This is a genomic window from Kordiimonas sp. SCSIO 12603 (assembly GCF_024398035.1).
Classification (GTDB): domain Bacteria; phylum Pseudomonadota; class Alphaproteobacteria; order Sphingomonadales; family Kordiimonadaceae; genus Kordiimonas.
The window spans coordinates 3,387,947-3,408,687 of sequence record NZ_CP073748.1 but is presented as its reverse complement, the minus strand read 5'-3'; the positions used below and the strand labels follow the sequence as shown (position 1 = coordinate 3,408,687).

Genomic DNA, 20,741 nt, shown 5'->3' with positions numbered 1-20,741 from the left:
ATCTTATTCGGAAGTTGTTTGACTGTTTTGAATAGTGTCGAAAATTTCAGTCACTTTTTCAATAGGGTTAGGCTCAGTCCAGCCCCAACCAGTGAGATGCTTTGCTAAATTTTCAATGAAGATTGCACCCCAATCTTCTCTGGCAAAATCGGTTTGAGTTACATTTGCTGTTTCAGATTCGATAATGGAAGAAAAGGTAAGAGCATCAATACCTACGGCCAAAGACCAGCAACCCAAGTTAAGTGACCTGTTCTCTTTTTCCGTAAAAGCGTCTCTGCCAAATTCAGGGGCAGCTTCAGCTACGAGATTTGAAAATAGCTGCCACGCCTCGTTAAAAAAACTGTGCAGGCGGTCTGTCAAGAGAGGAGAGGCGCGTTTCCAGATTGAAGGAGCCATGGATAGATGGGCAAGCTCACTCATGGCAACCTGATCAGAGGTCTCTACCATATCATTCAGGCAGGCTGCTATCAGCTTTTCCGCTGGCGTATTCCCAAATTTTTGAGAATTTCTAAACCATTCTAGGTGTTGCTCAGAAAACTTGATAGCGAGCGCAATCAATAAATCTTCCTTACAAGGATAATGACTGTATAGTGTGCCCACCGAAAGCTTGGCGCGTTTCGCCAGATCAGACATTTTCATACTGAAGAAGCCTGCTTCTTCAATAAGTGAAATAGCATGATCCAATATCAATTGTTCGCGCTGCTGGCGTTTTTCCTGAATACTCATAAATGGCCCTGAGATATAAATTTGAATTCGAATTTAGTTCATTTTTAAAAATGTGTCAAACACCTGATCATTCTTACTGGCTTGATTTTGGAATGTGTCGATCTGCTTTGGCTGCAAACTGCCATGTTTCAACATTTCCTGCTGGAAGAAGTGCTGGATTTCTGACATTTTGTGCGCAGTTCACTATTTAATCGTGATTTAATTGGCCTATATGGCTTTTAAAGTTCTGCACCACGTTTTCAATATTCGGAGTTAGAAATGAAATCATTTATACCGCCAAAACGCACTTTGATGGGCCCGGGACCATCGGATGTTTCGGACCGTATTCTGGAAGCGATGGCGCGTCCTACACTTGGTCATCTTGATCCCGATTTTCAGCGAATGATGGAAGAAGTGAAAGAGGGTTTGAAAGCGCTGTTTAGAACAGAGAATAAACTCACTTTCCCGGTATCGGCACCAGGGTCCGCAGGTATGGAAACGTGTTTTGCCAACCTTGTTGATGAAGGTGATACGGTTGTAGTTATTCGCAATGGCGTGTTTGGTGAACGCATGCGCGAAAATGTTGTCCGTGCAGGTGGTAACGCCGTTATGGTCGATGCAGAATGGGGCACTACTCCAAAGCTTGAGGATGTTGAAGCTGCACTTGAAGCAAATCCGGATGCTAAAATTCTGGCCTTTGTGCACGCGGAAACATCAACTGGTGTTTGGGCTGATGCTGAGGCGCTTGCTGAGCTTGCACGCAAATATGATTGTCTAACCATTATGGATGCGGTGACAAGTCTTGGTGGTATTCCTGTGGAAATAGATGGCTGGCAGATTGACGCGGTATATTCTGGTTCTCAAAAATGTCTTTCCTGTACGCCAGGGCTTTCACCAGTTTCATTTTCCGATAAAGCCATCAAAAAGGTTAAAGCTAGAAAAACACCGGTTCGTAGCTGGTTCCTCGATTTATCATTGGTGATGAGTTACTGGGATGGTGAAGGTGGTCGCAGTTATCATCATACAGCCCCTGTGAATGCACTTTACGGACTTCATGAAGCTTTGGTTATGGTTTCAGAAGAAGGTCTTGAAAATGTATGGGTACGCCATGCGGTAATGCATGAAGCGTTGGCCGCAGGTCTTGAGAAGCTTGGCCTTAAATTCCTTGTCGATGAGGAAATCCGTTTACCTCAGTTGAATGCTATGGTCGTACCTGACGGAGTGGATGAAGCGTCCGTTCGTGCCTACCTGCTTGAAAAGCATAATCTTGAAATTGGTGCTGGACTTGGGCCTATGGCTGGTAAGGTTTGGCGCATTGGTTTGATGGGTTCAAGCGCATCTGAAGAGAATGTGGAGCTATGTATCACTGCAATCGCAGATGCACTTAAAGCGCATCAGTATCCGGTTGACGGTATCGCAGCACTTGAAGCTGCTAGAGTTGTGCTTGATGAATAAGTAGTCATAGCTGAATTCAGGAGGCGGGAACCTATGATATGGTCCCCGCCTTTTTTACAGGTTAAAACCCACCTTCGAGGATTGGCCCGTGGCTACCATCACAGCCACCTGCCGCGACACAGATAACTTCCTGTGTTGTAGGATTGAAAAAGAATTGTGATCTTTGGCCATTGAGGCATTGGAAAGCGCCTGTAGCAATAAAACCAGAAGGTGCGGTGCTGTATAGCGGATTATCGGCTGAGGTGCCATCACCGCCAAATACCAGATCAGTTTGTTCGAACGATAGTGTTTCAATAGACATAGCGTGTCCCCTTGATTGTGGTTGAAGAATAGTTGACCCTATTTTCGTGATGAAACGCAGGAAACTGTATTGGTTTTCCCCCGTTTGATTATTAGAGGCCTATGTGCGGACCGCCGGAACAACCGGTGCCTTCAAAAACACAAACCGTCTCAAAAGTGTCTAGATTGATGTAAATCTGAAAACGGGTACTACCGTTACAGTCGAATAAACCAGTTGCTACGAAGCCAGCCGGAGGGCTGCTGAATAGTGGGTCCTCAGCAGTGCGGCCGCTACCGCCAAATACCTGAGTGGTTTGCTCGAATGATAATGCTTCAATAGACATGATATGTCTCCCCAAGTTGTATTTTTCGTGCAAAAATAATCATGCATCTTTTATTTAGTGTATCAATACAACTTATTAGTTTTTGTTCGATTTAGTACATAATGAGGTGTTGATGTTGTATTTTTGATACTATTTGTGGAGTTACCGTGTGCTCTGACAGATTCTTTATTTAATGCCTCTTTTCACCAATGTTACGGTGTAGCAGTCTGAATATATAAATTTGGAATTGGGAAATTGGGCGAGGGGGCAACTATGTCACGCACTTCAACGAAGGCGCTGTCTGCAGCGCTGTTTGCAACAAGTTTATTTTATGCGCCAGCAGTTTTATCTGCGGAGGCACCACCACCATCAGTTCATGAAAAATGGACAGAACCACCTGTTCATATGCGAATGACAAGTGTGGTAACTGAAAAGCCAGGTGAAGGCGGAGACAAGAAAAAAGGCCTGCCACTTGAGCCGTCACGTACTGTTGAGTTTGAAACTGATGAAGCAACATGGATTGCGCTTGATGTATCGCCTGATGGCAGCACCATCATGTTCGAAATTCTTGGTGATATCTACACTATGCCAATGGCAGGAGGTGAAGCGACAGCTGTTCTAACTGGCATGGGTTTCCAGTCTCAGCCATCATATTCACCTGATGGTACAGAGATTGCTTTTATTTCTGATCAGGATGGTTCGGAAAATCTTTATATTGCAAATGCCGATGGTTCCAAGCCAAAGAAGCTTTCATCACTGGCATCGGGTGAGCTTATGAGCCCTGAATGGTCAGCTGACGGTAACTACGTATATGTATCTCAACTGCCGAACGGTATCGGTGCTAATGAGATCTGGATGTACCACAAGCATGGCGGTAAAGGTATTCAGGTAACCAACTCTCGCCCGCAAGGTGCGAATACACCTAGGAACCGCCAGCCAAATGCACAGGGTGTTTCCGTTTCAAAAGATGGACGGTATCTATATTACAGCACCAAGCAGGGCGGTTTTTCATACAATATGTCTAACTTTCCTTGGCGGGTGGTCCGCCGTGACCTTCAGGAAGGCACGACAGATACTATCGTAACCGCATATGGCGGCGCGATGCGGCCGGCTATTTCGCCAGACGGTACGATGCTTGTTTATGGTACACGCCATGAAACAGATACTGGCTTCCGTGTGCGCAATCTCGCGACAGGTGAAGACCGTTGGCTTGCTTACCCTGTGACACGGGATGATCAAGAATCCCGTGCGACACGTGATCTTATGCCTGCTTATAGCTTCACGCCTGATGGCAGTGCGATTATCACCACAAGTGGCGGTAAGATCGAACGTATTGATATTGCAGACGGCAAGCGCACAGTTATTCCGTTCACTGCGAAAGTGAAGCTGGATATTGGCGCTGATCTTGTTCATCAGGAAAAAGACCCGGAAGGCCCAGTGGTAGCGCGTATGGCGCAAACACCAGCGATGTCGCCAAGCGGTGATACAGTTGTGTTCTCAGCACTTGGTGAACTTTATTCAATGCAGTTAGCAGAGGGTGGTACGCCAAAGAAAATCGGCAGAGCAGGTAACAATGTACACCAGCCGTCATGGTCAAAAGACGGGCGCTATATCACTTACATCAGTTGGGATACAGATGGTGGACAGATATACCGTATGCGTGCGAATGGTAGGGGCAAGCCTGAGCAGATAACAAAAATCTCTGGTTATTATAGCGAACCACATTTCACACCAGCAGGTGATGAAATTGTTGCGATCCGTTCCTCTAACCACCAGTTCAATCTCGGGAATGCTGGCGCTCAGCGTGATTTGATTGCAGTGAATGTTAAAACCGGTGCAACACGAGTGATTATGCCGGGTTCAGGTTTTGGCAGCATTCATTTTGGTGATCAGGCTGACCGCGTGAACCTTTATGATGGCGATAAGCTTTTCTCTGTACGTCTTGATGGTACTGACCGCCGAGATCACCTGAAGGTAACGGGTAAAGGCCTTTATTTTGCAGCAAAACCCGTGCCTGCACGTGATATGCGCCTTAGCCCGAACGGCCGATTTGCGCTAGCACGTTCGCAGGAACAATTGCAGCTCATTAATGTGCCGCCAACTGGCCGAAAAGCTGTAACTGTGAATGTTGCAGGCCCAAGCGTACCGCTTAAAACGCTTTCTGATATTGGTGTTGATTATTTCGAATGGTCTGACGACGGTGAAACTATCCTGTGGTCTGTGGGGAGTACACTCTACACCCAGAAACTTTCTGACGTTGAGTGGGTGAAGCCAGAGAAAGAAGAAAGTAAGGAAGAGGAAAAGGCGGAGGAAACAGCTTCTGAAGCAGCAGAAAATACGGATGCTGAAAAGAAAGAAGAAAAAGCCGAAGAACCTAAGAAATATCAAACCTACGTAGCCCGTGTGGAAGTGCCGCGTGATAACCCAGAAGGTACAATTGTTCTGCGCGGTGCAACTGTGCTTACGATGGGAGAGCAAGGCACCATTGAAAATGCGGATGTTGTGGTAACAAACGGCAAGTTCGCAGCTGTTGGTCCTCTAGGTTCTGTGGATATCCCACGCGGCGCTGAAGTTCGTGATGTGAGCGGTAAGTTTATCACACCAGGCTTTGTGGATAGCCATGGTCACTGGCGTAACTGGAGCCGGAATGGGGTTGTGGAAGAGAACTTCTGGCCGTTCCTTGCAAACGTTGCTTACGGTGTTACCAGCGGCCTTGATGTGCAAACAAGCACGACAGATATCTTTGTAGCTCAGGATATGGTGGAAGCAGGCCGGATGATTGGCCTGCGTGCATGGTCAACCGGGCCGGGTGTATTCTCCGATACCAATATTAAATCCAAAGAGCATGCTGTGGATGTGCTGACCCGCTATAAAGATCATTACCGTACCAAGAACATCAAAGCTTACATTACCGGCAACCGGAAACAGCGCCAGTATATTGTGGATGCTTCTAAGGAAGTGGGCATCATGCCAACAACCGAGGGCGGCCTTGATGCGAAGCTTGATCTTACACACATGATTGATGGTTTTGCGGGTAATGAGCATAATATCCCGATTGTGCCGCTCTATAAGGATGTGGTGCAGTTAGCTGCGCAAACTGGCATTGGTTATACGCCAACCCTTCTCGTGACATACGGCGGCCCATGGGGTGAAAACTATTATTTCACCAATCAGAACCCGCACGATGATGAGAAGGTAAACCGCTTTATGCCGCATAATATTGTGGATGGCCGCACCAAGCGTGCTCCTTGGTTCCGTGATGAAGAATATGCCTTCACGCGGGTGGCGGACAGTGCCATTGATATCCAGCGCGCAGGCGGCAAGGTCGGTGTTGGTAGCCATGGTCAGTTCCAGGGGCTTGGTTATCACTGGGAGCTTTGGTCCCTTGGTTCAGGTAAAGCCACACCGATGGAAGCGCTCAAGGCAGCGACCATTGATGGTGCGCATATCATTGGTCACGCCGATGAAGTGGGCTCTATTGAACCGGGCAAGTTCGCAGACCTTGTTGTTCTGAATAAAGACCCACGTGCTGATCTGAAAAACACCGTAGATATCCACAGGGTGATGATGAATGGCCGTCTTTATGATGATGATACCATGAACGAAGAATGGCCACGTAAGCGGGCGTTGCCAAAACTTTGGTTCCATGATCAAGGCCCTAAATAACAGGTTGGAATAGGCAAAAGAAAAGGGGCTTTTGGGCCCCTTTTTTAGTGTGAAGAGCATAAAGCTCTTTAGTTACAGAGACTGAAGGTAGGCGCTTAAATCTCTGTTGAAGTGATCACTAAATTCCTGAAACATCATGTGACCGCCAAAGCTGGATATGCTTGCGTCAGGTAAAGTTCTCATCAGGTATGCTTCTGCTTCAGCGCTCCAATGTTCAGCGAGGTAAAAGTGAGTAGGGACGACGCCATTAATGGCTTTCGCTTCTTCTTCCCTGTTACTGAAAAGGCCAGATGCAAAAAGCTGTGATGCAACTACATGCGGTGTTTGCTGGGATATCTCTAGGACACGGCTTAATTCCTTATCGCTTAAGGTGCCACTAAACATCACATGTTCAGCATATTCCCGTATCATCGCTGCATGCCCTTCCTTTGAGGTCAGGGCATGATAGGCGCCGCCAAGGTCGCCTATTTTGCCCTCTGTCCAGATATCAGGATCTTCAGACATACCAATAGGCGGCATATCAATACAGATATGCGCATGGAGGTTTCTTGGATATTTGGCTGCATATTGCCATGTGGCAAATGCACCGAATGACCAGCCTATGAGTGTGATATTTGTTAGCCCTTTTGCACCGATGAAAAGCTCCAGATCATGGGCAATTGTTGTGTAATCGTTCCCCTCACCGGCGATTGTAGAAGCGCCGTGGCTCCTGGGGTCAAGCGCGATCACATGGTGGGTTTTGGAAAATTCTTCCAGTTGATGATGAAACACTTCCGCGGAAAACGTGAAGCCCGGTACAAATAGTAAAGTGGGGGCATCAGCGAGCACTGGTGTTGGTTTGCGTTCAACATAGGCAAGGGAGATACCTGATGCTATTTCAAGCATCTCCTTTTTAAGATCAGGCAAAAACATATAGCCAGCCCTTAAAAGTTTGCCCGGAAATCAATTCCTATAGTACGGGGACGATTGCGTACGATACGCGGACGTCCGCCAGCTTCTGCGGCTAATGTGCGGTTATCTGAATAAACGGCATCTTCATTAAACAGGTTATCCACAAAGAGTGTGATTGCATACCGGTCGTTTCTCAGGCCAAAGCGCGTATTAACCTGCGCGTAAGACGGACGAATACGTGGAGAATTGCTATCCACTACGGTACTGATACTGCTATCCACATACGCGAAATCCGATCTGCTGAACCACTGGAAATCACCGAAAGATGCCGGAGTTTCATAATCAACTGTCGCGGAGAAAGTCCACTCAGGTACCTGTTGAAGCGGGTCACCATCTGTTGCAATGCCCGGTACAGTTTCCGTGAAACGAGCGTTGGTGTATCCGGCGGCAGCCTGAAGGAACCAATGTTCATTTGGTCGGCCCGCAATTTCAAACTCGAACCCTGTGCTTTTCGCGGCACCAATGTTTCCAACAAAATCAAAGCCACAACCAAGCAGAATGCGCTGCTGAATGTTATCGAAATTCACGTGGAAAGCAGCGGCGTTCACGGTGAGCTTGCCTCCGTTCCATGTGGTTTTGGTGCCTAGTTCATAGCTGACCAGGCTATCAGAGCCGAAGGTTCGGGTGTCGTCACCAGTGCCAAAGCCAAGCGCTTCTGCCTGGGCAGGGCAACCGAGTGTCGCGGGTAGTTCACCATTGGTGCCACCAATACGGAAACCTTCAGCAACAGATGCATAAACAAACACATTTTCGTTGGCTTCATATTCGATAAGACCTTTGAAATTGAAGCCATCTTCTGATTGTACCGTTTCTGGTGACACTATATTGAGGCCGCCAGCCGCAAATCCGCCAATCACATCGTCTGTTGTTACTTCAGTATCAAAATAACGAACGCCAAGGGTGGCACTTAGTTTGTCTGTGAAATTATAGGTGAACTCCCCAAACAGGCCGAGTTCTTCAATTTGCATATGCGTGTCAGATGTGAAGATTAGGTCACCAGTACCTGTTAATCCGCCGGGCGCCCCCAGGAAGCCTGAGAAAACAGCATCAAATCCGGGTGCGATATTTGGCGGGTCAAAGGCTTCATTATCGTCAGTGTTTTGGTAGAAGGCACCAACTGTCATCTGGAAATCGCCAGCAAAATCAGAAACAAACCGGATTTCCTCAGCGAATGTCTTAAATTCGAGGGACTGGAAAATTGGTGAAGATACTGCGGTTGGCTGGGTTGGTAACCCTGCGCCTTGCAGGATTGGGCCAAGAAGAGTGAAAGAAATAAATTCGCTCGAATCTTCAAATTCATTGGTGGTGCGATCAAAGTATCCTGTGGCGGAGGTGAAAGTACCAAAATCAGTTTCATAGTTTATGTTCAGGCTAACTTGCACCCATTCGTCTGTACCGCCTTCATCCACATTAAAGAGGCGCTCTTGCGTGAAATCATCCCCAACAAGGGTAAGTTCCCCTGTTGTTTGATTGGTGACAAAATCAGCAAGCGGAAAGCCTGAAAGCTCAGTGCGCTGGTACATCACGCGCCCGTTAAAGGTAAGTGCGTCTGAAGCGTCAAGTCTGAGTGCTAATTGCCCTCCATATATTTCACGGTCATCAATGTCTTCTTGTGTGGATGGAGCATCACCCACCAGTGCACCAGCAGTGCCCGTCGGTACAACAACTCCGGGTGCTGTGGATGGGCCTACGATTTTATCAAAGATACCTTCTTCATATTGATAGTAAGCCGTTGCGCGTGCTGCGAAACGATCAGATATTGGGATATTGGCAGCTGCATCAAATAGATAATTCAGGCCACCTTCTTTGGTGTTCGACAGGCCGCCATGGAAACGGATGGTTGCTTCATCAAATTCCGGTTTTTTGGTGATCACGCGAATTGTACCGCCAAGACCCCGCGCGCCAAATAGCGTCCCCTGTGGCCCTCGCAGTACTTCTACACGCTCAACGTCTAACACGAGAGGATCAATAGATTCATCGAGCGGAATATCATCGATATAAAAACTGGTGGTATTCAGGCCTTCAATACCGCGGATGGAAATCGTGCGGTTTGCCAGAACACCATCATCGGTTGCTCCGAACGAAAGGTTTGGGATTGAAATTGCATAATCAGCAAATTCACTGACACCGCGAGCTTGCAGGTCTTCACCTTGAAGGGCGGTAACGCTCAGGCCAACAGTTTGAATGGATTCAGCTCGTTTCGTAGCTGTAATGATAATTTCTTCGAGCGCGTTTTCTTTTTCGTCTTCCTGTGCGACTGCCGGAGTTCCTGCCACCAGCGCGACAATGGAAGCTGATGCTGAAGCTTTTATAAGTGTTTTTGATAATGTCTGTATGGTTGATCTTCTGGTCATGTTTTTCTCCCAACACTCTCCATAATTCGATGGTTGGAAGTATTTTAAATTCCAGTATTCGTCATGGAAATCGGGGATACCCCCTATGAATCAGGGGCGCAGTGCCGATAGAAGCCCGGTTTTGTTGTGGCAGGCAGTTTTCCTGTAAATAGCGGTGAGGTGGCTTTCCAGTGTTTTCGGGCTAACACCCATTTTATCAGCGATTTGTGTGTTAGTAAGTCCTTCGCTGATCAGATGAATTACATCTTGCTGCCTGCGTGTGAGGTTGAAGTGCTTTAATTTACCTTGTGAGATATTATTTCGCGCACCTTCATTAAGGAAAAAGACTGTGAGCTTTCCCATTTCCGGCACAGATATAAAGAGAGCGGGCAATTGTTTTTCAGCACACGACGGCACTTCAATACTATCCGTTACCTGTAGAGTATCACCCCTCAGGGCATTGATGCAGAATTGACGTGTTTCCGGTGTAAAACTATCTAGAAGCATAGGCCAAAGTTGATGATCTGGAATAGCTACTAAACCCTGAATTTTATTAGTGAGGTCTGCTGATTTAGCCGTAATGTTACCTTGTGTATTTACAGTGATGAACCCTAGCATAGAAGAACGTGCCATCATAGCGGCGAGAGCTTGCTGTTCATCGTTGCGGGCCATAGTGGCCTGTAGTGCTTTCAGGCTAGTGGAAAAGTGCGACGCGAGTAATTTTGCCTTTAAGTGATCGCTTTGTTCATATGCACCTTTATGTAAAGGGCGATGTAAGCCAAAGAGACCATAATAGTTTTTCCGATCCGCAATAGTGAAAATCAGGCTCTGATGGATGTTCTGAGGTTGCAGAAAATCTTCATAGTAAGCGCTGTTAATATAATGGTGTTCGCGACCTATTGCTTGATCGGTAGAGACAGACACGCACTTACTTTCGTGGGAATTTTGCCCAAGTAGTGCGTAACAAGGGTCCTGTTGGTGATAGTTGCTTTGGTATATATCACAGTAAAGAGTATCCAGGTTATTGGCGAAGCAATCCTGCAGAGACAGTCCCGGTGTCTGGTTTGAATTCGTGTAAAACAGGCTGGAATTCGATTTGAAAAGCTCAGTCATTGGCACAAGTACAGCATCGACAAATTCGGTGATGGACTGGCATTCACCAGACATGCCAGAAATCGATGATATAAGCTCAATATCCCGTGCCTCTAGCAAGGCAGATATCCTTTCAAAGCTGACCCTTAAAAACGCTATCATGACTGTGCAATACGAGTCAAATTGGTGGAAACTATGCAGTTTGTCCCAAGTTTTTGATAAATAATCCCAGAGTGTGGCAAGGTGAACTGTCGCTTGTTAAATTGCCTTTGTTTTAGGGAGAGTTGTGTGCAGGCTTTAGAAACATTAGTAGAACAAGTTAAAGGGTGCCGTCTATGTGCATCTTGTTTTGAACATGAGCCACGGCCCGTCCTGCAGGTGCACCCTAACGCTTCCATTCTGATTGCTGGGCAAGCTCCTGGCAGAAAAGTGCACGAAACCGGTGTACCGTTTGATGATGCGAGCGGTGATAGGCTGAGATTATGGCTTGGTCTTAGTAAAGACGAATTTTATAATCCTGAACTGGTGGCCATCCTGCCTATGGGCTTTTGCTTTCCAGGTACTGGTAAATCGGGTGATCTGCCACCAAGGCCAGAGTGCGCGAAAGCGTGGCGTAGTGATTTGATGGCGTTCCTACCGAATTTGAAGGTTAAACTGCTGGTGGGGCAATATGCACTTAACTGGCATATGAAAGGACAAGTCAGAAAGAATCTGACTGAAACTGTGAAGGCTTGGAGAGATTTTCAAGCAGACGGTTATTTCCCGATGCCGCATCCAAGTCCGCGCAATAATATCTGGCTTAGTAAAAACCAGTGGTTTGAGGCTGAAGTGGTTCCAGAACTTCAAACTCAGGTGCGTGACTGCATCAATTAATTTTCTTGCCTGATTCTTAGCTGTACTACGGTGTACTAGTGAAATATAGTACACCGTGTGAATGACATGTAATTTTTTGCTGAGATAATAAATCTTTTAAAATCAATAATTTATTATGTTTTAACCGTGTTTGGTGAAAGCATGTGCAAAATATTACTGTTGACAAAAGTTATAACCGTACCCACTGTACTACTACACGCAGTACAGTGGGTTTGATACTGAAATGAGCGCTATGAGTTCGGTAAATATTCAAATTGTAACAGGTGATGCCCGACCAATATTTCGGCAAATTGTCGATGGTATTCGAATGGAGATAGCTTGTGGTAATTTGATACCGGGCGCCAAGTTACCAAGCGTTCGAGGGTTAGCTCTCCAGTTGATGATCAACGCCAATACTGTGGCCAAAGCTTATGCGGAACTAACATCGCAAGGCTTGGTAGAAGCAAGGCAAGGACTGGGCTTATTTGTGTCCGAGCCACGACAGCTTTTAAGCAAAGAAGAGCAGGAAAAACAGTTGAAAGAGGCCGTTGAAACATTTGTTGGTGATGTTGCTTATCTGGATTTCAGTGAAGCGGAAATCATTGGTCATGTAGCCGCGAGCCTTAGCAAACTGTCTGCAAAAAAGAAAACTCATGAGGTCTAGCGAGGATAGCATGACAGACTATTGCATAGAAACAGATGCACTGACCAAATGCTATGGCAAGAAGACCGCCCTGAACGACTTTTCTCTGAAAGTCCAAAAGGGCGGCATTCATGCCATTGTTGGCAGTAATGGCGCGGGTAAATCCACTTTGTTCCGTTTGCTCCTGGGGATGATTGCTCCCACGAGTGGATCGGCAAAGGTTCTGGGTGTGGATAGCCAAAACCTAACAACCGATGTACGGGGTAAGGTTGGGTATGTGAACGAAGAACATACCTTACCAGTATGGATGACAGCGAAGGCTGCAACCCATATGCAGAGGAGCTTTTATCCTCTATGGGATCAAAAAATTTATGACCATGTGATTGGTTATTTTGATGTTGATCCAAATCAGAAGATTTCGGGTCTTTCGCGCGGTGAACGCGCGGGGCTGAATTTGTCCATGGCGCTGGCGCAAAGCCCGGAAATACTTATTCTGGATGAGCCAACCTTGGGCCTTGATGTTGTCGCTAAACAGTCATTTCTGGAAGCACTGATGTTCACAGAAACAGAACGTGCAGCGACGATCATTTATTGTTCCCACCAGATGGAAGAAATTGAGCGGGTCGCTGATCAGCTCATTATTATGGAAAAAGGGCATTTGAAGAATAACAGTGCTCCGCATGAATTTGTCGAGCGGGTTTCTGTTTGGGCGGCGGAAGTAAACGGTAAACCTATTGACCGTTCACAAATACCAGGGCTGCTCAATATCAAACGCATTGACGATCAACACCATATTATGGTGACAGATCAAGGGGATGATTTCCCGGAAAAGGTTAAGCATCTGGGGCTGACAGATTTACAGTCTATGCCAGTGAACCTTGAACGTGCGGTAAACGCATTCCTTTCCAAAAACCATAATTCTCCCGACAGCAAAATCGGATAGGGGGCAAACATGTTTGAATTATATAAAGCTGAATTTGCCCGTTATAGAGTTTGGGCATTGTGTGCTGTAGTTGCTGTGTTGGCATTCTACGGTTTTCTGGCAAAGTTAAAGCCGTTTTTCGAGGCTGATGCATTGCAAATATCTGCAATGAATATTGGCCTTGTGGGCGGTAGTTTTGGCTTTGGTATTGTGCAAATGATTTTGCATAAGCGCATTAACCATTGGACTTATCTGATCCACCGTCCGCTCGAAGTTCATAAGATATTTATTGCTTTGGCTGGCGCAGCGTTGACCATTATTTCCATTGTGGTGGTTGTGCCGCTTTTGATTATGACGAGTGGATTTGATGCCTTTACCGCGGAAACAGTGGATATGCGTCACTATGCTTATATCCTTCAGCTTCTGCTTACATGTTTTGCGGCTTATGCTGTTGGCACCTTCTCTGTGCTTAATGCCAGTAAGGGGGCATTTCTGATCATTCTGATGATTGCAGCTTATTTGATGCCTAATCCCGAAACTGATTTTAAGCAATTTTTTCCAGCGATCATTATTCTTGCCGGCTTGTTTTTGTTGAATTTCAACAGCTTTAAGGCGGATCTGACAGCACATACAAAAGAGCCGTGGGCGATTTTCCTACAGGTTAGCGGTATGGCACTTGGTATTGTAATGGCAATAATGGCGTCATCGACAGTCTTTTACCATCTACCGCTTTTCATTACAGGCCAACATCCTGACGATAACCCATATGATGGTAGCTTCAGCTATATGTATGAATATGAAATGGGTGAACGTCCGGCATATGTATTACGCAACAGCACACACCCGTCGGCTGATATTTATGCGAAGCAGGCCGAACTTGCTGATCAGGAATTCTTTAGCCTTAATCAGTGGACTTTCCCTCGTCAGGGGCAAATGTATGTGAAGGATAAGCAGTATGCGCTTCAACCTCGCGGGTTGAACCAGATATGGCAATTCTCTCATGATGCAATGTTACTGATTGGGCGAAACAATAAAACTGATGAAATCATTGGTGTTATTGGGCAGAACGGGTTTCTGGATAATATGGATGCTGTGACTGAAGCTGACCGCTTCAAGGAAGTACCATTTATGATCGGTGAAACATTCCTTGAGACAACATCGCATCTTTATCATGTGAACTTTGCTGATCGTGAGATGTTGGTTAAACACCAACCTGACGCAGGTGAAGAATATATTGGTCGTCTCCAGATTAACGAAGATTACATTGTAATCGTTTCTGACAAGAAGAGTTACCTGTTTGATAAAGTGGCTTTTATTGATGAGTTTGAAGCGGCTGAAGCTGAATATGTTGTTGAACATCCAACAAGGCCAGAAGCGATGGCATGGGTAGCCACATACCGCTTAGCTGATGGGTATATGATGCTTTTCTCAGGCAATGATTACTTCGCGAATAACAAGCCGGGTGCATCGATTGTTCATGCGAAACTTGGCGGTTCATCAGAACTTATCCACGAAGAGCAGTATGCTTACAAGAGGCATCCGTTTTGGATCCAGCATCTAGAGTTCATTGCGTCACCAGCAAATTACATCCTGAAGAATGTATATTTGCACTATATCGAGCCAAGCGAGACCAGAAATATCCCATTCAAGGATATTACAGGTAATCGGTATGACACCCATGTCTGGATTTTTGCAGGGTTCTTACAAGTACTTACAGCGTTGCTTGCGTTCCTGTGGAGCAGGAGCAGAAAGCTAGGGAAAGCTCAAACCTTCACTTGGACTGTGATGGGAGCAATTTATGGCCTTCCTGGTTTTATAGCTCTTGTTTTGATGAGCCCATGGAAGCGCGAAGCAAAAGCGTAAACTCTGTAGAGGTGCGGTTATGAGTAGCCGCACCTAAATAAAACCAAATAACTACACGACAGAGGAAAACATGATGAAGCACTTTACCTATAAAGTGCGGCAACAGGTGAGCTATGCCTTACTTGCAGCTGCTGGAACACTGGTTTTCACATCTATTGAAGCTAAGGCTGATGATCTGGACGATGCAATTGCACAAATGAAAGCTTCTGCTGAAGCACCGATCATTGACCGAAACATAATCTTTAAACGACAGCCAGTGCGTGGGGTAAAACTTTCCCCGAACGGTGCGATGATAGCTTATCAGGTTGCAAAGGGCCGCCATGATGAGGTGTGGTTGCATGATGTTAAAACATCGGAACGCAGGAAGCTGCTAACTTCAAAAGAAGTGAACCGGATTTCCTGGTCTGGCGATGGACAGCATCTTTTCGTAAGGACGCGACAAAATGTAAATGTAATAAAACTTGAGGAAGGCACGCTGCCACAGATTGTCATCAACTTGGATTCTGAAAAAGAGGAATTCTATTACGGAGTTGATGAAAAGCATCCTCATGCCTTCTTTGTTTCATTGAGACGCGATGAAGATAATACGTACGGTTTGTTTCGTGTGTTTCCTGATGGAAGTAAGGAAGAGTTTTTCCGTTCGGAAAAGCGAGTGGATGATTTTCTCTTTATTCCGAGTATGGATATATCGCTTATCAAACGAAATTCGGCAGGGTTAACAAGCCAAATTTCAAAGATAATAGATGATAAAGAAGTGCCTTTTTATACCTGTGAATTCAGAGATCCGTGTCAGTTTGTCAGTGCTCCAGAAGAGGGGAGTTTCTTCTTTATTCAGGCACGCTTTGATGGGGATTTAACCTCGCTCTATAAATTTGATCTGGAGAACGGCAATAAGACATTGGTGCATACTGACCCTAAAAGTCGGTATGACCTGGATGAAACCATACTTGATAATCGTACATTCGAACCGCTTATGGTTTCGTACCGGGATGAATACTCAAGTACCTACGGTTTAAAACCAGAAATTCAGCGTGTAGTAACTCATCTAACCTCCCGCATTGATGAGAAATTTTACGAAATCGTCACGGATCGTGCTCAGAATAATTGGATGCTTATGGGGATCAGCGCTACCCACTCAGCTCCCAAGTTTCACTTTTACAATAAAGAAACACAGGCTGTTACAAGGCCGCTAAAAGATCATATTGAAGAGATCTATGCCGAAGATCCAAGAATGGAAGAGGCAGATATTGGTGCAAGGGTTGCCATTAGCTACACTGTGAGTGATGGTATGCAACAATATGGCTATGTAACGTTACCAAAAGGGCTGGATCCTTCTAAAGTGCCACTTGTTGTGTTTCCTCATGGTGGCCCGTGGGCCAGAGATTATGGTGCTTTTAAAAGTCAGGCAGCATTTTTAGCAAATCGCGGTTATGCAGTTTTTGAGCCGGCGTTTCGTGCTTCAAGTGGGTATGGTTTCAATTATCTGATTTCAGCTAATCGGGATTTTGGCAAAGGCCGTGTACACCAAGATATTATGGACGGCATGGAATATGTGCTCTCTCGAGGTATTGGGGATAGAGATAGACTAGCTATCGCAGGGCATTCTTTTGGTGGCTTTTCAACAGTAGGTGCTTTGGCTTATGAGCCTGAGACGTTCAAAGTTGGATTTGCGGGCGCTCCGCCCGTTGATCTAGTTGCTGCCGTCCGTTTTTTAAGTAAGCGCGCTAAATCGGATCGTGAATTAAGGCGCCTTGCAAGGCTGGAATATCTTTCTGCTGATCCTGATATTGAAGGACAAACAGAGGAGCTTTACGCTAAATCACCGGCCGCTCATGCTGGTAAAGTAATTAAGCCGCTATACCTTTGGGCCGGTGAAAAAGATGATCGGGTGAATATTCTGAATGTTCGAGATTATGCCCTTAAACAACAGGAAGCTGGTAAGCCGATTAGTTTAATGGTGGAGCCACGTGCAGGCCATTCCCCTAGAAAACAACTTCATCGAGAGGCGTATTTTTATATGTTAGAGAAAGCGCTCCATGATCATGTTGGGGGGCGTTTTCAACAAGAAACCAGCGTGCGCTTACAGAAATATCTGCAAAAGGCGTTAGTGATTGACGTCAACAATGTACTGTCAAAATAAGAAAAAATGCGCAATTAAATTCCCGAAGCCAAAGGTGTGGTGAAAGGGTAAATAATTGCGCATATAAACTTTTATTAATTTAATTTTTTCCAATAAATCGCTATTAATTAGTGTAATTATGCTAAAAAATTTGAAATAAATATTAAATTAAAACTGATTTTTCTTACGATTTTGGGCCATAATATCCTCATAGGGAAGTAACTGCTAGTAATCTATGAGGAAGAGGCTGTGTTGAAAAAATTATTCACTGAACATCCGGAAACAGTTGGCGAAAGTTATTTTGAGCATATGGGGCAAGCATTCTCATTTGGTTCAAGTATGCTTCTGAACGGTATCGCTTGTTTGCTACATGGCTTTTTTCCATTCCTATTCGTTAAAACAGGCAGCGAAGCGATTACGAAGTTGCATGATCGTATGGTTTTAAACCGTGATCGCCGCAAGCCAAGAGTTTCAAATACTGAAGAATTAGCATAGCGACGGGCTGGTTTTTCATGTCGTTTTTATCAAACGCCTTACCCGGCCGGGCCGACCTGCCCACATTGAACTGGGGAACAGCAAAAAATAATATACCGGGAGTTTTCCTGACACTCACACTTGCTATGGCGGCGACCTTTGTTGCCAGAAGCTACGGTGGGCCAACGATGCTGTTTGCGCTTCTATTTGGTATTGCCTTCAATCATTTAGGTAAAGATACCAAATATGCGCCGGGTATTCAGTTTGCATCAAAAACGATCTTAAGAATTGGTGTGGCGCTCCTTGGGGTACAGCTCACCGTCGGAGAATTAAGCGCGCTCGGGGCGCCAATCGTTGTACTGGTTACTATGGGGGTTGCCGTTACAATTATTGGGGGGGCTGCTATTGCCAGAGCACTTGGGTTGTCTTCCAGGTTTGCTGTTTTGACGGCTGGGGCCGTGGCAATATGCGGTGCATCTGCTGCGCTGGCTATCTCCGCTGTATTACCCAAGTATGAAAACAAAGAGCGCCACACCATCCTTGTTGTGGCGGGTGTTACCGCCCTTAGCACCATTGCAATGATTCTGTATCCAGTTCTCACTCAATCTTTGGGGATGGATGATAAAGCTGCAGGCATGTTCCTTGGCGCTACAATCCATGATGTAGCTCAGGTCATTGGTGCTGGTTATGCTATCTCCGATACCGCAGGGGAGACTGGTGCGGTGGTAAAACTGATGCGCGTGGCGTGTCTTGTACCAGCCGTTTTCATGATTGGCCTTGTTTACCGGGAAAAAGGTAGCGAGTGCGACGGCAAGACCACAACTGGTCCTTTATTGCCACTTTTCCTGATTGGCTTTTTGCTTCTCGTTGGTATTAACAGCGCAGGTCTTATTCCAGAATTTGCTGCGGCTGAGATCAGTAGTTTTTCTCGTTGGTGTTTGGTAACTGCGGTGGCTGCACTTGGTGTGAAAACCAATGTGAAAGAAATTTTAGGGGTTGGCCCAAGGCCGCTTATGGCGCTTAGCCTGCAAACAATTGGGTTAGCGCTTTTCGCGTTGTGTGGGCTCTCAATTATTTTAATGTAATTTGCTCTTAATCTCTTAAAATAAAGAAAATTATTTATATATTACGTAAGGCACTCCATAATCGGTGTGCCTTTAATTTTTTAAACAGGATTTTCTTATGGCTTCGCAGACAGGGCAGAATGCTAGTGAGGATGCTAAAACAGTGTCACACTGGACAACAGCGAAAAGTTTACTGCCGTATCTGTGGGTGAAAGGCCGCTGGGATTTACGTTGGCGTGTTATCCTTGCACTTTCTTTTCTTGTAGCTGCGAAATTTATCGGGGTTTATGTGCCGTTTCTGTTTAAAGACACGGTTGATGCCCTCAGTCCAAAAGCGACAGCCGAGGCTATCGCAATCGCGATACCAACCGGCCTGATTATTGGCTACGGCATTGCCCGTGTGCTTAGCCTTCTCTTTGGTGAGTTGCGGGATGCTGTATTTGTAAAAGTAGGTCAACATGCACTGAGGCAGGTGGCTCTTAAAACCTTTCGCCATTTGCATAACCTGTCTCTTTCTTTTCATCTTGAACGTAAAACAGGTGGCTTGAGCCGCATTATCGAACGCGGTACCAAAGGTATTGATTTTCTACTTCGTTTTATGCTGTTCAATATCTTACCGACCCTGCTTGAGATCGTGCTGATCAGTAGTATTTTCTGGGTGAAGTTTGGCTTCCTTTATGCTGCTGTAACGTTTGCGGCACTCGCGAGTTATATCTATTTCACCATCGCAGTAACCGAGTGGCGCCTTAAGTTCCGTCGGGAAATGAATGATCAGGATACCAAGGCTAATACCAAGGCGATTGATAGCTTGATCAACTTTGAAACAGTGAAATATTTCACAAACGAAGAACATGAAAGTCGCCGTTATGACAAGGCGCTTGAACGTTTTGAAAGCGCGGCTGTTCGCAGCCAGTTTTCGCTTACATTACTGAATGTAGGGCAGGGGTTGATCATTTCTTTGGGTTTGGTGTTTGTCTTGTGGATGGGGGCACAGGGTGTGGTGCAAGGCAAGTTCACTATTGGTGAATATGTGCTGATTAACTCTCTTCTTATCCAGATTTATATGCCGCTAAATTTCCTCGGATTTGTGTACCGCGAAATCAAACAGTCCCTTACCGATATGGAAAAAATGTTTGAAGTTATCAGCACTCATTCTGATGTGACCGATAATGTCGATGCCAAAGATCTTGAAATAAACGGTGGTGGTGTACTGTTCCGTGATGTGAAATTCCATTACGCGGAAAACCGCCCGATCCTTAAAGGTATTAATTTTATGGTGCCTGCGGGCACGACGACGGCAATCGTTGGGGCTAGTGGTGCTGGCAAGTCCACCATCTCTCGTATCCTCTTCCGGTTTTATGATATCGCGGAAGGTGGTGTTTCTGTAGACGGACAGGACATACGAACCATTACCCAGAAAAGCTTGCGCGAACAGATTGGAGTAGTGCCGCAGGATACGGTGCTCTTCAACGATACAATCCTCTACAATATTCGTTATGGGCGCCCGGGCGCGACAGATGAAGAAGTTATTGAGGCAGCAAGGTTAGCTCAAATCCATAATTTCATTGAAGCCCTTCCCGAGGGCTATGACACCGAAGTTGGTGAACGAGGTCTCAAGCTATCGGGCGGCGAGAAGCAGCGTGTGGCTATTGCACGAACGATCCTGAAAAACCCTGCTATTCTGTTGCTCGACGAGGCGACATCAGCGTTGGACAGCCAGACTGAACGAGATATTCAGGCATCTCTTGAGCAAATCTCTAAAGACCGGACAACCATTGTTATCGCCCACAGGCTTTCAACCATCGTGGACTCAGATGAAATCCTTGTTATGGATGCCGGAGAGATTGTTGAACGGGGTACCCACAGCGAACTGCTTGATATGCAAGGTATGTATGCAGATATGTGGCAACGCCAACTTGAGGTGAAAGAAGCTAAAGAAAAGCTAGTGAAGCTTGAGGCATAAAAAAGGCCGGCCTCTTGAGGCCAGCCAGTCTGGGAAA

16 protein-coding genes are annotated in these 20,741 nt (G+C 45.9%); 10 read left to right on the top strand and 6 right to left on the bottom strand.

Features of this window, described 5'->3' with window-relative positions:
• Positions 1-3 precede the first annotated feature (3 nt).
• Positions 4-726 (bottom strand): TetR/AcrR family transcriptional regulator, encoded by a 723-nt coding sequence (locus KFE96_RS15935; protein WP_255833531.1) that lies wholly within the window; start codon positions 724-726, stop codon positions 4-6.
• Between the two features lie 258 nt (positions 727-984).
• Between KFE96_RS15935 and KFE96_RS15930 the strand changes: the two genes are divergently transcribed.
• On the top strand, positions 985-2,160 hold the full coding sequence (locus tag KFE96_RS15930) for an alanine--glyoxylate aminotransferase family protein (RefSeq protein ID WP_255833530.1): 1,176 nt from the start codon (positions 985-987) through the stop codon (positions 2,158-2,160).
• 61 nt (positions 2,161-2,221) lie between these two features.
• Here the strand turns inward: KFE96_RS15930 and KFE96_RS15925 are convergent, their stop codons facing one another.
• Both KFE96_RS15925 and KFE96_RS15920 read right to left on the bottom strand, forming a co-directional pair.
• On the bottom strand, positions 2,222-2,461 hold the full coding sequence (locus tag KFE96_RS15925) for a hypothetical protein (RefSeq protein ID WP_247016893.1): 240 nt from the start codon (positions 2,459-2,461) through the stop codon (positions 2,222-2,224).
• Positions 2,462-2,552: 91 nt separating this feature from the next.
• On the bottom strand, positions 2,553-2,783 hold the full coding sequence (locus KFE96_RS15920) for a hypothetical protein (protein ID WP_247016890.1): 231 nt from the start codon (positions 2,781-2,783) through the stop codon (positions 2,553-2,555).
• A gap of 252 nt (positions 2,784-3,035) precedes the next feature.
• On the opposite strand from KFE96_RS15920, the gene KFE96_RS15915 reads away from it, so the two are divergent.
• Positions 3,036-6,428: an amidohydrolase family protein gene (locus KFE96_RS15915; protein ID WP_255833529.1), complete on the top strand. Its 3,393-nt coding sequence runs from the start codon at positions 3,036-3,038 to the stop codon at positions 6,426-6,428.
• Between the two features lie 72 nt (positions 6,429-6,500).
• Here KFE96_RS15915 and KFE96_RS15910 read toward each other — a convergent pair whose 3' ends face one another.
• From KFE96_RS15910 to KFE96_RS15900, 3 genes are all read right to left on the bottom strand, one after another.
• Positions 6,501-7,340, bottom strand: a complete 840-nt coding sequence (locus tag KFE96_RS15910) for an alpha/beta fold hydrolase (RefSeq protein ID WP_255833528.1) — start codon at positions 7,338-7,340, stop codon at positions 6,501-6,503.
• 11 nt (positions 7,341-7,351) lie between these two features.
• Entirely contained in the window at positions 7,352-9,733 is a 2,382-nt protein-coding gene (locus tag KFE96_RS15905; RefSeq protein WP_255833527.1) for a TonB-dependent receptor, read from the bottom strand.
• A 90-nt stretch (positions 9,734-9,823) separates the two neighbouring features.
• On the bottom strand, positions 9,824-10,924 hold the full coding sequence (locus KFE96_RS15900; RefSeq protein ID WP_255833526.1) for a response regulator transcription factor: 1,101 nt from the start codon (positions 10,922-10,924) through the stop codon (positions 9,824-9,826).
• 168 nt (positions 10,925-11,092) lie between these two features.
• Between KFE96_RS15900 and KFE96_RS15895 the strand changes: the two genes are divergently transcribed.
• The 8 genes from KFE96_RS15895 to KFE96_RS15860 all read left to right on the top strand — a co-directional run bounded on the left by KFE96_RS15895 (position 11,093) and on the right by KFE96_RS15860 (position 20,704).
• Positions 11,093-11,677 (top strand): uracil-DNA glycosylase family protein, encoded by a 585-nt coding sequence (locus KFE96_RS15895; protein ID WP_255833525.1) that lies wholly within the window; start codon positions 11,093-11,095, stop codon positions 11,675-11,677.
• Positions 11,678-11,900: 223 nt separating this feature from the next.
• Positions 11,901-12,320: a GntR family transcriptional regulator gene (locus KFE96_RS15890; protein WP_247016878.1), complete on the top strand. Its 420-nt coding sequence runs from the start codon at positions 11,901-11,903 to the stop codon at positions 12,318-12,320.
• 10 nt (positions 12,321-12,330) lie between these two features.
• Entirely contained in the window at positions 12,331-13,242 is a 912-nt protein-coding gene (locus KFE96_RS15885) for an ABC transporter ATP-binding protein (RefSeq protein ID WP_247016876.1), read from the top strand.
• Between the two features lie 9 nt (positions 13,243-13,251).
• Positions 13,252-15,084: a hypothetical protein gene (locus KFE96_RS15880; RefSeq protein WP_255833524.1), complete on the top strand. Its 1,833-nt coding sequence runs from the start codon at positions 13,252-13,254 to the stop codon at positions 15,082-15,084.
• Between the two features lie 70 nt (positions 15,085-15,154).
• Positions 15,155-17,224: an alpha/beta fold hydrolase gene (locus tag KFE96_RS15875; RefSeq protein WP_255833523.1), complete on the top strand. Its 2,070-nt coding sequence runs from the start codon at positions 15,155-15,157 to the stop codon at positions 17,222-17,224.
• A gap of 228 nt (positions 17,225-17,452) precedes the next feature.
• Positions 17,453-17,698 carry a DUF6356 family protein gene (locus KFE96_RS15870; protein WP_247016870.1) on the top strand — a complete coding sequence of 82 codons (246 nt, stop codon included), beginning with the start codon at positions 17,453-17,455 and terminating at the stop codon, positions 17,696-17,698.
• A gap of 17 nt (positions 17,699-17,715) precedes the next feature.
• Positions 17,716-18,762 carry a YeiH family protein gene (locus KFE96_RS15865; protein ID WP_255833522.1) on the top strand — a complete coding sequence of 349 codons (1,047 nt, stop codon included), beginning with the start codon at positions 17,716-17,718 and terminating at the stop codon, positions 18,760-18,762.
• A gap of 97 nt (positions 18,763-18,859) precedes the next feature.
• On the top strand, positions 18,860-20,704 hold the full coding sequence (locus KFE96_RS15860) for an ABC transporter ATP-binding protein/permease (protein ID WP_255833521.1): 1,845 nt from the start codon (positions 18,860-18,862) through the stop codon (positions 20,702-20,704).
• Positions 20,705-20,741 lie beyond the last annotated feature (37 nt).

What these genes read in the sequence shown, in the direction of transcription:
- KFE96_RS15890 (WP_247016878.1), top strand. Translation starts at nt 11,901, where the DNA reads ATGAGCGCTATGAGTTCGGTAAATATTCAAATTGTAACAGGTGATGCC.
- KFE96_RS15910 (WP_255833528.1), bottom strand. Translation starts at nt 7,340, where the DNA reads ATGTTTTTGCCTGATCTTAAAAAGGAGATGCTTGAAATAGCATCAGGT.
- KFE96_RS15930 (WP_255833530.1), top strand. Translation starts at nt 985, where the DNA reads ATGAAATCATTTATACCGCCAAAACGCACTTTGATGGGCCCGGGACCA.
- KFE96_RS15860 (WP_255833521.1), top strand. Translation starts at nt 18,860, where the DNA reads ATGGCTTCGCAGACAGGGCAGAATGCTAGTGAGGATGCTAAAACAGTG.
- KFE96_RS15915 (WP_255833529.1), top strand. Translation starts at nt 3,036, where the DNA reads ATGTCACGCACTTCAACGAAGGCGCTGTCTGCAGCGCTGTTTGCAACA.
- KFE96_RS15865 (WP_255833522.1), top strand. Translation starts at nt 17,716, where the DNA reads ATGTCGTTTTTATCAAACGCCTTACCCGGCCGGGCCGACCTGCCCACA.
- KFE96_RS15905 (WP_255833527.1), bottom strand. Translation starts at nt 9,733, where the DNA reads ATGACCAGAAGATCAACCATACAGACATTATCAAAAACACTTATAAAA.
- KFE96_RS15875 (WP_255833523.1), top strand. Translation starts at nt 15,155, where the DNA reads ATGATGAAGCACTTTACCTATAAAGTGCGGCAACAGGTGAGCTATGCC.
- KFE96_RS15935 (WP_255833531.1), bottom strand. Translation starts at nt 726, where the DNA reads ATGAGTATTCAGGAAAAACGCCAGCAGCGCGAACAATTGATATTGGAT.
- KFE96_RS15885 (WP_247016876.1), top strand. Translation starts at nt 12,331, where the DNA reads ATGACAGACTATTGCATAGAAACAGATGCACTGACCAAATGCTATGGC.
- KFE96_RS15920 (WP_247016890.1), bottom strand. Translation starts at nt 2,783, where the DNA reads ATGTCTATTGAAGCATTATCATTCGAGCAAACCACTCAGGTATTTGGC.
- KFE96_RS15925 (WP_247016893.1), bottom strand. Translation starts at nt 2,461, where the DNA reads ATGTCTATTGAAACACTATCGTTCGAACAAACTGATCTGGTATTTGGC.
- KFE96_RS15880 (WP_255833524.1), top strand. Translation starts at nt 13,252, where the DNA reads ATGTTTGAATTATATAAAGCTGAATTTGCCCGTTATAGAGTTTGGGCA.